Annotated in this window: 9 protein-coding genes; 2 read left to right on the forward strand and 7 right to left on the reverse strand. The window is 75.1% G+C overall.

The features are described from left to right. Window positions 1-416 precede the first annotated feature (416 nt). Window positions 417-1,886: a lipase maturation factor family protein gene (locus ABD363_RS29525; protein ID WP_344609067.1), complete on the forward strand. Its 1,470-nt coding sequence runs from the start codon at window positions 417-419 to the stop codon at window positions 1,884-1,886. Window positions 1,887-1,920: 34 nt separating this feature from the next. Here ABD363_RS29525 and ABD363_RS29530 read toward each other — a convergent pair whose 3' ends face one another. The 4 genes from ABD363_RS29530 to ABD363_RS29545 are packed head-to-tail and all read right to left on the reverse strand — an operon-like array spanning window position 1,921 to window position 5,901. Continuing rightward, the gene (locus tag ABD363_RS29530; protein ID WP_344609069.1) at window positions 1,921-2,751 is read right to left on the reverse strand and encodes an amidohydrolase family protein; all 831 of its coding nucleotides are present in this window, start codon (window positions 2,749-2,751) and stop codon (window positions 1,921-1,923) included. Next, window positions 2,748-3,740, reverse strand: a complete 993-nt coding sequence (locus ABD363_RS29535) for an aldo/keto reductase (RefSeq protein ID WP_344609071.1) — start codon at window positions 3,738-3,740, stop codon at window positions 2,748-2,750. The genes ABD363_RS29530 and ABD363_RS29535 overlap by 4 nt, the downstream gene beginning before the upstream one ends. Beyond that, complete coding sequence (locus ABD363_RS29540; protein ID WP_344609073.1) at window positions 3,737-4,495, reverse strand: SDR family NAD(P)-dependent oxidoreductase; 759 nt, start codon at window positions 4,493-4,495, stop codon at window positions 3,737-3,739. The genes ABD363_RS29535 and ABD363_RS29540 overlap by 4 nt, the downstream gene beginning before the upstream one ends. Next, on the reverse strand, window positions 4,492-5,901 hold the full coding sequence (locus ABD363_RS29545) for an enolase C-terminal domain-like protein (RefSeq protein WP_344609075.1): 1,410 nt from the start codon (window positions 5,899-5,901) through the stop codon (window positions 4,492-4,494). The genes ABD363_RS29540 and ABD363_RS29545 overlap by 4 nt, the downstream gene beginning before the upstream one ends. A gap of 164 nt (window positions 5,902-6,065) precedes the next feature. On the opposite strand from ABD363_RS29545, the gene ABD363_RS29550 reads away from it, so the two are divergent. Continuing rightward, on the forward strand, window positions 6,066-6,797 hold the full coding sequence (locus tag ABD363_RS29550) for a FadR/GntR family transcriptional regulator (protein ID WP_344609077.1): 732 nt from the start codon (window positions 6,066-6,068) through the stop codon (window positions 6,795-6,797). 339 nt (window positions 6,798-7,136) lie between these two features. Here ABD363_RS29550 and ABD363_RS29555 read toward each other — a convergent pair whose 3' ends face one another. From ABD363_RS29555 to ABD363_RS29565, 3 genes are all read right to left on the reverse strand, one after another. Further along, window positions 7,137-10,163, reverse strand: a complete 3,027-nt coding sequence (locus ABD363_RS29555) for an alpha-mannosidase (protein ID WP_344609079.1) — start codon at window positions 10,161-10,163, stop codon at window positions 7,137-7,139. Between the two features lie 370 nt (window positions 10,164-10,533). Then, window positions 10,534-11,016 (reverse strand): GNAT family N-acetyltransferase, encoded by a 483-nt coding sequence (locus ABD363_RS29560; protein WP_344609081.1) that lies wholly within the window; start codon window positions 11,014-11,016, stop codon window positions 10,534-10,536. Between the two features lie 54 nt (window positions 11,017-11,070). Next, window positions 11,071-11,244, reverse strand: a complete 174-nt coding sequence (locus ABD363_RS29565) for a hypothetical protein (RefSeq protein WP_344609083.1) — start codon at window positions 11,242-11,244, stop codon at window positions 11,071-11,073. Between the last annotated feature and the right edge of the window lie 540 nt (window positions 11,245-11,784).

Consider the following 11,784-nt stretch of genomic DNA (forward strand, 5'->3'; position numbering starts at 1 on the left):
TGCGGCGTTCGGCCGGCCGGGGACGGGGTAGCCGCCGGGATGACCGTGGAGTCCGTGAAGAGGCCCGGCCCCCGGCAGGCGACCGGCCGGCGGCGGAGCCGCCCGCCCGCGCGGCCCCTCCCGCGGCCCCCGGCGTCACCGCCGCACCCGGTGACGGCGCGGCGCGCCGCGGGGAGCGCGCGGGCCGTGACGAAGGTTCCGGTGGAGGTCCGCACCTCGTTCTCCCGCCTCATCTCGGCACTCCCGCCCCACGGCGGGCGATTCGTCACTGTTGCCTGCTCGTCCCTATTGTCTGCTTCACGTGCGGGGAGCGCGCAAACGGAACGATCGCACACGGACGGTGACACCGGGGGCGGGCGGGCCGCCCGGCACGGGCGGGGAGCGGACGGGGAGCGGACGGAGGAAGGAGCGCGGCCGTGGAATGGTTCACCGCACCGGACTACTGGCTGAGCCGGCTGGTCTTCCAGCGGGCGCTGGCCTGCGTGTACCTGGTCGCGTTCCTGACGGCGGCCCTGCAGTTCCGCGCGCTGATCGGGGAGCGCGGCATGCTGCCGGTGCCGCGCTTCGTGGAACGGGTGCCGTTCCGGCGGGCGCCGAGCCTGTTCCAGCTGCACTACTCCGACCGTTTCTTCGCGTGGAGCGCCTGGGCGGGCTGCGCGGTGTCGGCGGCCCTGGTCGCGGGGCTGGACTCGCTGCTGCCGCTGTGGGGCGCCATGCTGCTGTGGCTGGTGCCCTGGGCGCTGTACCTGTCGATCGTCAACGTGGGGCAGACCTGGTACGCGTTCGGCTGGGAGTCGCTGCTGCTGGAGGTCGGCTTCCTGGCGGTGTTCCTCGGCAACGACGAGGTGGCGCCGCCGGTGGTGGTGCTGTTCCTGCTGCGCTGGATCCTGTTCCGGGTCGAGTTCGGCGCGGGGCTGATCAAGCTGCGCGGCGACGAGTGCTGGCGGAAGCTGACCTGCCTGGACCACCACCACGAGACCCAGCCGATGCCGGGCCCGCTGAGCTGGTTCTTCCACCACCTGCCGCGGCCCCTGCACCGGGTGGAGGTGGCGGCGAACCACGTCACCCAGCTCGTGGTGCCCTTCCTGCTGTTCACCCCGCAGCCGGTCGCCACGGCCGCCGCGTCCCTGATGATCGTCACTCAGCTGTGGCTGGTGCTGTCGGGCAACTTCTCCTGGCTGAACTGGATCACCATCGTGCTCGCCCTGTCGGCCGTCCGGTTCCCGGCCGATCCGCCGCCGGTGCCGGGCGCCCCGCTCTGGTACGAGAGCGTGGTCCTGGCGGTCTGCGCCCTGCTGCTGGGGCTGAGCTACCGCCCGGTGCGCAACCTGCTCTCCCGCCGCCAGGTCATGAACCGCTCCTTCGACCCGCTGCACCTGGTCAACACCTACGGCGCGTTCGGCAGCGTCAGCCGGGTCCGCTACGAGGTGGTGATCGAGGGCACCGCCGACGAGTCGCCGCGGGAGGACGCGGACTGGCGGGAGTACGAGTTCCGGGGCAAGCCCGGTGATCCGCGGCGCTGGCCGCGCCAGTTCGCCCCGTACCACCTGCGGCTCGACTGGCTGATGTGGTTCGCCGCGCTGTCACCGGCGTACGCCGGGCCGTGGTTCGGCGCGCTGGTGGAACGGCTGCTGGAGAACGACCGCGACACGCTCAGGCTGCTGCGCCGCTCGCCGTTCCCGCCGGACGCGCCGCCGCGCTACGTCCGCGCCCGCCTGTTCCGCTACCGCTACACGAGCTGGCGGGAGCTGCGGGCGACGGGCGCGTGCTGGGAGCGCACGTATGTGCGGGAGTATCTGCCGCCGACGCGGCTGGCCGGGGTGGCCCGCCGGCCGTGGGCCCGGCCGGGACGGCCCACCGGCCACGGCCCCGGCCGCCCGGCATGATCCGCCGCCCGCGAGCCCGGCCGCCCGGCACGGTTCACAGGCCGTAGACGCGGGTGGCGGTGGCCTCGAGGACCTGTCCGTGCCCGGGTGCGCCGATCAGCCGCCGTGCCGCGTCGAGGACCTCCCCGTACGTCGCCGCCAGGGTGCACACCGGCCAGTCCGAGCCGAACATCAGCCGGCCCGGCCCGAAGGCGTCCAGGACGACGTCGGCGTACGGGCGCAGGCCGGCGACGGTCCAGGCGGCGGGACCGGCCTCGGTGACCAGGCCGGAGAGCTTGCAGATGGTGTTGGGCAGGGCGGCCAGGGCGCGCAGGCCGGACGCCCAGGGTTCGAGGGCGCCCGAGGCGACGGGCGGTTTGCCCGCGTGGTCGAGGACGAAGACCAGGCCGGGCAGGGCGGCCGCCGCCCCGGCGCAGGCGGGCAGCTGGTGCGGCAGCACCACCAGGTCGTAGACCAGGCCCGCGGCGGCGACGGCGGCCAGTCCGCGCCGTACGTCCGCGCGCAGCAGCCACTCGGGGTCGGGCTCGTTCTGGACCTGGTGGCGGATGCCCTTCAGGTACCGTCCGCCGGGGAGTTCGCGGAGCCGGGCCAGTTCCTCGGCCACGTCCGGGCGGGTGAGGTCGGTCCAGCCGACGACGCCCGCGATCAGCTCGTGCTGCGCCGCCAGGGCGAGGAGTTCCGGGGTCTCCTCGGGCACGGTGACCGTCTGCACGAGGACGGTGCGGTCGACTCCGGCCGCCCGGGCCAGGGGTTCGAGATCGGTGACGCCGAAGTTCCGCCGGAGCGGCCGGAGTCCGGGCCCGGTGATCCAGTCCTGGTCCCGGACGGACAGGTCCCACACGTGGTGGTGCGCGTCGACGGTCACGGCGCTTCCCGCGGGCCGGCCGGCACGGGCGCCTCGGGCGGCAGCAGGCCGGTGGCGCGCAGCTCCTGCCAGAAGGCGGCGGGCACGGGGGCCGCGAACTGGTGGGCGCAGTCGCGGACCTCGTGCGCCGACCGGGCGCCGACCAGGACGCTCGCGACGGCCGGGTGGGCGGCGCAGAAGGCCAGCGCGGCGGCGCGCAGGGTGGTGCCGTGGCGGTCGGCGACGGCCTTCAGCCGCAACGCGCGGTCCAGCAGCTCGGGGGAGGCGGTCTGGTAGTTGTACGTCGCTCCCGGTCTCGGGTCCGCGAGCAGGCCGGAGTTGAAGGCGCCGCCGATGACGACGGAGACGCCGCGCTCCAGCGCCGCCGGCAGCAGTTCGGCCAGGGCCCGCTGGTCGAGCAGCGTGTACCGGCCCGCGCACAGCACCACGTCGACGTCGGTGTCGCGGACGAAGCGGGTGAGCATCCCGGCCTGGTTCATGCCCGCGCCGATCGCGCCGACCACGCCCTCGGAGCGCAGCTTCTCCAGCGCCGGGTAGCCCTCCCGGAAGGCCTCCTCGGCGTGCTCGTCGGGGTCGTGGAGGTAGACCACGTCCACGCGGTCCAGGCCCAGCCGCTCCAGGCTGGCCTCCAGGGTGCGGCGGACGCCGTCGGCGCTGAAGTCCCACACGCGGCGGTGGGTGGCGGGCACGGCGAAGCCGTGCGCGAGGTCGTCACCGCCGGTTCCCGAAGGTTCGAGGCGGCGGCCGACCTTGGTGGAGACCGTGTACGCGTCGCGGGGGCGTTCGCGCAGGGCCGCGCCGAGGCGGCGCTCGGACAGGCCGAGGCCGTAGTGCGGCGCGGTGTCAAAGTAGCGGATGCCCCGCTGCCAGGCGGCGGCCACCGCCTCGTACGCCTGCTCCTCGCCGACCGGTGTGTAGAGGTTGCCGATGCCGGCGGCGCCGAAGGCCAGTCCGGTGACCTCGACGTCGCTCCCGCCGAGCCGGTTCACCGGCCGGCCTCCGGCCGCAGGCGCAGGCCCTGCATGCCGCCGTCGACGGCGAGGGCCGTGCCGGTGGTGGCCCCGGACAGGGGGCTCGCCAGGTAGGCGATGGCACCCGCGACCTCGGCGGCGGTGACGAGCCGGCCCAGGGGCTGGCGGGCCTGGAGCGCGGCGCGTTCGGCGGCCGGGTCGGCGGCGGCGTCCAGCAGCCGGCCGACCCACGGCGTGTCGACGGTGCCGGGGTTGACGCAGTTGACGCGGATGCCCTCGCGGACGTGGTCGGCGGCCATGGCCAGGGTCAGCGCGTGCACGGCCCCCTTGGTCGCGCTGTACAGGGCGCGCTGCGGCAGGCCCGCGGTGGCGGCGATCGAGCAGGTGTTGACGACGGCCGCGTGCCGGGAGGCGCGCAGGTGCGGCAGGCAGGCGCGGGCGGTGCGGACCATGCCGACGACGTTGACGTCGAAGACGCGGTGCCACTCGTCGTCGGGGTTGTCCTCGACGGTGCCCCGGGCGCCGATGCCCGCGTTGTTCACCAGCACGTCGAGACCGCCGAGGCCGGCGACGGCGGCCGCCACGGCCGCGCGCACGGAGGCGTCGTCGGCGACGTCGGCGCGGTGGGCGAGGAGGGGCTCGCCGACGGACGACGGGTCCAGGTCGAGGACGGCGACCGCCGCGCCCCGCTCGGCCAGCAGTTCCGCGGTGGCCCGGCCGATGCCGGAGGCGCCGCCCGTCACCAGGGCCCTGAGGCCTTCGAAGTCGTTCATACCGCCCGCCCCTTCGCCGTCTCGCTCGCCGTCCCGTCCCGTTCCCTCGTCCCGTCCCGTGCCCGGTCCTCCGCCGTGTTCCTCGTCCCGCCGGGGTCGGCGGCCCAGAAGGCGCCGCCGGGGTAGGTGTAGCGGGCGATCGACTCGGGCCGCATGGCCGCCGAGAAGCCCGGCGCGGTGGGTGCCGTGTAGTGGCCCTCGCGGATCACCACCGGGTCGAGGAAGTGCTCGTGCAGGTGGTCGACGTACTCGATGACGCGGTCCTCGGTGGTGCCGGAGAGGGCCACGTAGTCGAACATCGACAGGTGCTGGACCAGTTCGCACAGTCCGACGCCGCCCGCGTGCGGGCAGACCGGCACGCCGTACCGGGCCGCGAGCAGCAGGACGGCGAGGTTCTCGTTGACGCCGCCGACGCGGGCCGCGTCGATCTGCACGATGTCGACGGCGTCGGCCTGGAGGAGCTGTTTGAAGACGATCCGGTTGGGGACGTGCTCGCCGGTGGCCACCTTGACCGGCGCCACGGCCCGGCGGATCGCCGCGTGGCCGAGCACGTCGTCGGGGCTGGTGGGCTCCTCGACCCAGTACGGGCCGAACTCGGCCAGCGCCCTGGTCCAGCGGATCGCCTCGGCGACGTCCCAGCGCTGGTTGGCGTCGACGGCCATGCGGACGTCCGGGCCGACGGCCGACCGGGCGACGCGGCAGCGCCGGACGTCGTCGTCGAGGTCGGCGCCCACCTTCAGCTTGATCTGCCGGAAGCCGTCGGCGACGGCCCGGGCGGCGAGCCGCGTGAGCTTGTCGTCGTCGTAGCCGAGCCAGCCGGGGGACGTGGTGTAGGCGGGGTAGCCGCCCTCCAGGAGCCGGGCCGTGCGCTCGGCGGCGCCCCGCCGCCCCCGGCGCAGGAGGTCCAGCGCCTCGCCGGGGGTGAGGGCGTCGGTGAGGTGGCGGAAGTCGACCTGGCCGACCAGCCACTCGGGCTCGGCCTCGGCGAGCAGCCGCCACAGGGGCTTGCCCGCCCGTTTGGCCGCCAGGTCCCACACGGCGTTGACGACCGCGCCGATCGCCATGTGCAGCACGCCCTTCTCGGGCCCGAGCCAGCGCAGCTGGCTGTCGCCGACCAGGTCCCGGTAGAGCGTTCCGGGGTCGGCGCACACCTCCTCGACGGAGCGTCCCACCACGTGGTGGCGCAGCGCGTGGATCGCGGCGACCTGGACCTCGTTGCCCCGCCCGATGGTGAAGGCGAAGCCGTGCCCCTCCGGCCCGCCCTCGGCGTCGGTGCGCAGGACGACGTACGCGGCCGAGTAGTCGGGGTCCGGGTTCATCGCGTCGGAGCCGTCGAGTCCGCGGGAGGTGGGGAACCGGATGTCGTAGGTGTCCACCGCGGTGACGCGGGCCGTTCTGCCGGGCATCTGGCGGCTCCTCGAAGGGCGTGGTCGGGCAGACGCTCGCATATTTATCAGACCACTCCTCACCGGAACACCCTCCGGACGGGTTTTTTCCGCCGCGCGGACGCCACTGGTCCGACCACTCCCCTCGCTAGACTGCGCCGAACCCGGGGAGTTGGAGGAGCGGCGTGGAGGAGACGGCCCCGCGGAAGGGCACCGTGACGCAGCGGGCGATCGAGCGGATCAAGGCGATGATCGCCGAAGGGCTGCTGGAGCCGGGCCAGCGGCTGCCCACCGAGCGCGACCTGGCCGCCCGGCTCGGCATCTCCCGCAGCTCGATGCGCGAGGCGATCCGCGCGCTGACCGCGCTGGGCGTGCTGGAGGCCCGGCACGGCTCGGGCGTCTACGTCACGCGGCTGCGGGCCGGGGACCTGCTGGAGACCTTCGGCGTCGTGGCCGGCCTGTCCCCGGGCCCGCGCCTGGCGGAGCTGCTGGAGGTGCGCCGGGTGCTGGAGTCGGCGGCGGCGGCGCTGGCCGCCGCCCGGATCACCCCGGAGCGGCTGGCCGAGGTCGAACGGCATCTGACGGCGATGGACGCCACCGACGACCCGGAGGAGATTCTCGCCCACGACCTGGCCTTCCACCGGGAGATCGCGGCCGCCGCCGGCAACGAGACGATGGCCGCGCTCCTGGAGAGCCTGTCCTCCCGCACCTTCCGCGCCCGCGTCCGGCGCGGCCGCCAGGAGGAGGACGCCTTCGCCCGCACCCGCCGCGAGCACGCCGCCATCCACCGCGCCCTGGCCGCCCGCGACCCGGAGGCGGCCCGCGCGGCGGCGGCCGCGCACGTGGGAGGAGTGGAGCAGTGGCTGCGCGACCGGCTGGAGGTCCCGTCCGGCGCGACGGAGACGTTCCATTCGTGAGAGTCGAAGCGTTCGCCGGACGACGGTCCGCCGGGGGGGGGCCGGCGTGCCCCCGCCGCTGTTCAGGTGAGAGCGCACCCGGTGCACGAGGGGTTTCCCCCGCGGAGCGTACGCAGCGCCCTGGCGCGACTGACCGCCGCGCTCCCGGCCGGTGCCGCGCCCGGCCCGGCCGGGAGCGCGGCGCGGCCCGGTACGGCCTGATGGCCGGCGACCTCACCGTCCCGATCGCCGGCGACGACGCCTTCGGCCACACGACCTGGAGCACGCCGGGGCCGTTCTGCGCCCGGCCGCCGCCGTGCGGGAGCCGGTCCCCACCGGGTCCCGCACGGCGGCGCGCCGTCACCCCCGCCGCAGCCGCAGCGTCATCAGCTGGAACGGACGCAGGCGCACCGTGATCCGGTCTCCGTCCGCCTCGGGTGCCGGGGCGTCCGGGAGCGGGCGTTCCAGCAGGTCGGTGACGGTGACCCCGGCGACCTCGAAACCGGCCGTGAGGGTGGCGCGGACCCGGCCGCCGTGGGCCTCGTGGAAGCGGACCACCACGTCGCCGCCGCCGTCGTCGGCCAGCTTCACGGCGGTGATCACCACGGCGTCCCGGTCGGCCGTCACCAGCGGCGCCACCTCCCCGGCCCCGGTCAGCCGCCGCTCCGGCAGGTTGATCCGCCAGCCCTCGCGCACCGCGTCGCCGATGCCCGCGCCGGGCACCAGCGCGTGCCGGAAGCGGTGCACGCCCTGGTCGGTTTCGGGGTCGGGGAAGCGCGGCGCGCGCAGCAGGGAGACGCGGACGGTGGTGGTCGTGCCGCCGTCGCCGTCGGTGCGCACCGTGCGGGTCACGTCGTGGCCGTACGTGGAGTCGTTGACGACCGCCACGCCCCAGCCGGGTTCCTCCAGGTGGACGAAGCGGTGGTGGCACGCCTCGAACCTGGCCGCCTCCCAGCTGGTGTTGGTGTGCGTGGGGCGGAAGACGTGCCCGAACTGGGTCTCCGACGCGTACCGGTCGGCGTGCACGTCGAGCGGGAAGGCCAGCTTGAGGAACTTCTCCGTCTCGTGCCAGTCGACCTCGGTGTCCAGCTCCAGCCGCCGCTCCCCCGGCGGCAGCGACAGCACCTGGGTGACGCGGGAGGCGCCGAAGGACCGGACGATCCGCACCGAGGGGCCGTCCCCGGCGGGGGCGACCTCGTCGGCGCCGGTCAGGTCGGTGACCGTGTTGCGGTAGAACGCGTCGACGTCCCAGGCGTCCCACATGTTCGGCAGGTCGGGGTGGAGCTGGAGGAGGTTCGCGGCCCGGCCGGGGGCGATCGTCTCGCGGCCGGCCCCGATGTCGTACACGGAGACGACCAGGCCGCGGGCGTCGATCCCGACCCGCAGCAGGCCGTTGTCGAGGACGTGGCCGCCGCCGTCCCGCGCGGTGAGCGTCGTGGCGCCGGCGGCGGCCGGCGCCGGGGTGCCCGCGCCGCCCGCGGGGATCCCGCCCCGGTCGTGCGGTGCCGCGTTGAAGACCACCTCCCGCGTGCCCCGTCCCGCCAGCGCCCGCTGCGCCGCGCCGATGAGGCCGTCGAGCTCCCCGGCCAGCCGGGCGTACGTCGCCCGCGCCTCCCGGTGCACCCAGGCGATGGACGAGCCGGGCAGGATGTCGTGGAACTGGTGCAGCAGCACCGTCTTCCAGATCCGGTCCAGTTCCTGGTACGGGTAGGGGAACCCGGTGCGCACGGCCGCGGTGGCGGCCCACAGCTCGGCCTCGCGCAGCAGGTGCTCGCTGCGCCGGTTGCCCTGTTTGGTCCGGGCCTGGCTGGTGAAGGTGGCGCGGTGCAGTTCGAGGTACAGCTCGCCCACCCACACCGGCGGGTCGGCGTACTCCGCCTCCGCCTTCGCGAAGAACTGCGCCGGGGTCTCCCACACCACCGTCGGCGAGCCCTCCAGATCGCGCAGCCGGGCCGCCTTGGCGACCATCTCGCGGGTGGTGCCGCCCCCGCCGTCGCCCCAGCCGGTCGGGGCCAGGGAGTGGCGGGCGGCCCCCTTCTCCCTGAAGGTGCGGGCGGCGTGGGCGATCTCGCCGCCCGTCATGGCGCAGGTGTAGGTGTCGACCGGCGGGAAGTGCGTGAAGACCCGGCTGCCGTCGATGCCCTCCCAGTGGAAGGTGTGGTGGGGGAACGCGTTCGTCCGCGACCAGGAGAGCTTCTGCGTCAGCAGGTACTTGGAGCCCGCCGCCCGGATGATCTGCGGCAGCCCGGCGGCGAAGCCGAAGGTGTCCGGCAGCCACGCCTCGTCGTTCTCGACGCCGAACTCGTCGAGGAAGAACCGCTTGCCGTGCACGAACTGCCGGGCCATCGCCTCCGAGCCCGGCATGTTGGTGTCCGACTCCACCCACATGCCGCCGGCCGGCACGAACCGTCCGTCCGCCACCGCCTTCTTCACCCGCGCCCACACCTCGGGCCGGTGCTCCTTCACCCACGCCCACTGCTGGGCCTGCGACATGGCGAAGACGAAGTCGGGCTCGTCGTCGAGGAGCGCGGTCATGCTGGAGGCGGTACGGGCCACCTTGCGCACGGTCTCGCGCAGCGGCCACAGCCACGCCGAGTCGATGTGCGCGTGGCCGACGGCGCTGACGCGGTGCGCGGACGGCGCGGCGGGCGCGGCGAGGACGCCGGCGAGGCGGGACCGGGCGCGGGCCGCCGTGCCGTTCACGTCCTGCAGGTCCAGGGCGTCCAGGGCCCGCTCCACGGCCCGCAGGATCTCCCAGCGCCGGGCCGACTCCACGGGCAGCTCGGCCATCAGCTCGCCCAGCACCTCCAGGTCGATCACCAGTTGCCACACCGTCTCGTCGAGGACGGCGAGGTCCATCCGGGTGAGGGTGTACTGCGGTTCGCCGCCCGCGGTCTCCTGGTCGCCGAGCCGGGTGGGCCGGAAGAGGCGGTGGCCGAGGATGACGGGGTTGGAGGCGGCCTCGATGTGCAGCCGCACCCGTTCGCCGCCCCGGACAGGCGCGCCGACGCGCACCCACTGGTTGCGCGGGTTGAGGCCCTTCACGGGGGTGCCGTCGGGCCGGTAGACCAGGCCCTCGCACTGGAAGCCGGGCAGGTCCTCGTCGAAGCCGAGGTCGAGGACCGCCTCGACGGTCCGGCCGGCCCACGCCTCGGGGACGGTCCCGGTGACCCGGAACCAGCTGGTGCCCCAGGGGGCGCCCCAGCGGGTGCCCACCGCGACGGGCTCCGGCTCGGCGGCCAGGCCCTCGGCGACCGGCACGGGCTCGCCGGGCGCGTGCCACACCGCCACCTCCAGCGGCACGGACTCGGGGTACACGGCGGGACGGACGCGTTCGTCGAGGACGCGCCTCAGGCGGGCTTCGACCAGGCTGCGGTCGTCATGCATACGGGCGCTCCGTGGCTGGGGGGACGGGTTCGGCGGTCACCGGGCGCGGCACGGGTCACGGGGCCCGGCGTGGTGTGAAGCTCCCCCACGGCGCGCGCCTCGAACCGTGCCCGGCGCGGGACGCGGGCCGCCGGGGGAAGGGGAGCGCCGGGGAGCCGGCCGCCCGGCCGGAGCACGCACCGTGCGGATGCCGGTGCCGTGGCCGGGGGGGACGGCGCGGAACGGCCCCGCCGACGCCGCGGGCCTCCGCCTCGGCCGTACCGGGGGCGCCGTCGGCGCGGTGCCGGCGCCGCGGCGGTGTTCGTCCGCGCCGGTGAGCGCGCGCCCGGAGGAGAACCTCGGCCGCTTCCAGCGCCGGGCCGGGGCCCGGCTAGAGCGCCTTGTACATGATGTGCAGCCCCACCGGCCCGTGCCGCGGGTGCTCGAACGCGTCCGGTACGGTGCCCAGGATCGTGAAGCCGAGCGAGGTCCACAGTCGCACGGCCGGGTTGGTCTCCACGACGGCGTTGAACACCATGGCCCGGTATCCCTGGCCCTTCGCCGCCGCCAGCAGGTGCTCGGCGAGGGCACGGCCGACGCCCCGGCCGGCGTGGTCGGGGTCGACCATGAAGCCGGCGTTGGCGATCCGGGCCGCGGGGCCGCCGTAGTTCGGGGTGAGATAGGCGGAGGCGACGACGGCGCCGGCGGCGTCCTCGGCGACGTACACGCGTTTGGCCGGGTTCATCCACAGGGTCCGGGCCTGCTCCTCGGTGGTGTCCGGGTCCCAGGTGTAGGTCTCGCCGGCGGCGACGATGCGGTGCCAGAACGGCCAGATGCGCGGCCAGTCGTCGGCTGTTGCTTCCCTGATCGGCATGGGCGTGAGTCTCGCACGCCCATGCACCGGCGATCGCGATGCGGCCTGCCGGGGTCAGTCCACGCTGGGCAGGATGTGGGGCTCGGCGAGGTCGTCCTCGTAGCCCGCCAGGCGGATCGGGGCGGACCTGGCCCACACCTCGAGGCTGCCGAGCTCGTCCGGCCGGCGGCCCGCACGCTCCGTGCGTTCCTTGGGGCGCTGATCGCGATTCGTCTTCTCCGGTGTCACCGCGCACTCCTCATGTGTCGGTCACCCTCGGGGCACGCCGGCCGGTCTGCTTCCCTCACCTGGTGCCCCGCTCGGGTATCGGTTGAAATGCAGTTCGGACGCGGTGGCGCCGGCAACTCGGGTGAGCGCAGGCCGTTGTGGAGCGGCTTGTCCCATGACGGACCGTGGGTGTGGGTGGGCCCCCGTGTCGCTGTCCGTCCACCCCAGATTAACCAAATGAGCGGGGCCTTGCTCGATGGGGTCGAAAACACGAGGTAACCATTGGACTTCAGCCCGTGTCCGACCGGTCGTCGTCCGCACCTGTTCGTCACACGAGGGGCGCGGCGGGTGGATCACCCGTCCGGCTCACCCGGTTCCCGGCGCGGCCCGGGATCGTCGCGCGGTTCACGCGCCGTGGGCCGAGCGACGGGCTCGCCCCGGCCCGCCGGCGGGCGGCGACGGCCGCCCCGCGGGAAGGCGGGCGCACCCGGCCGCGCGGCGTCGGGGCCGGTGCGCCCGCTGTGCGCCTGCCGGGGCGTCCGGGGCACCCCCCTCCCCGGA

Source organism: Streptomyces glaucus, from assembly GCF_039533365.1.
GTDB classification, from domain to species: Bacteria; Actinomycetota; Actinomycetes; order Streptomycetales; family Streptomycetaceae; genus Streptomyces; species Streptomyces glaucus.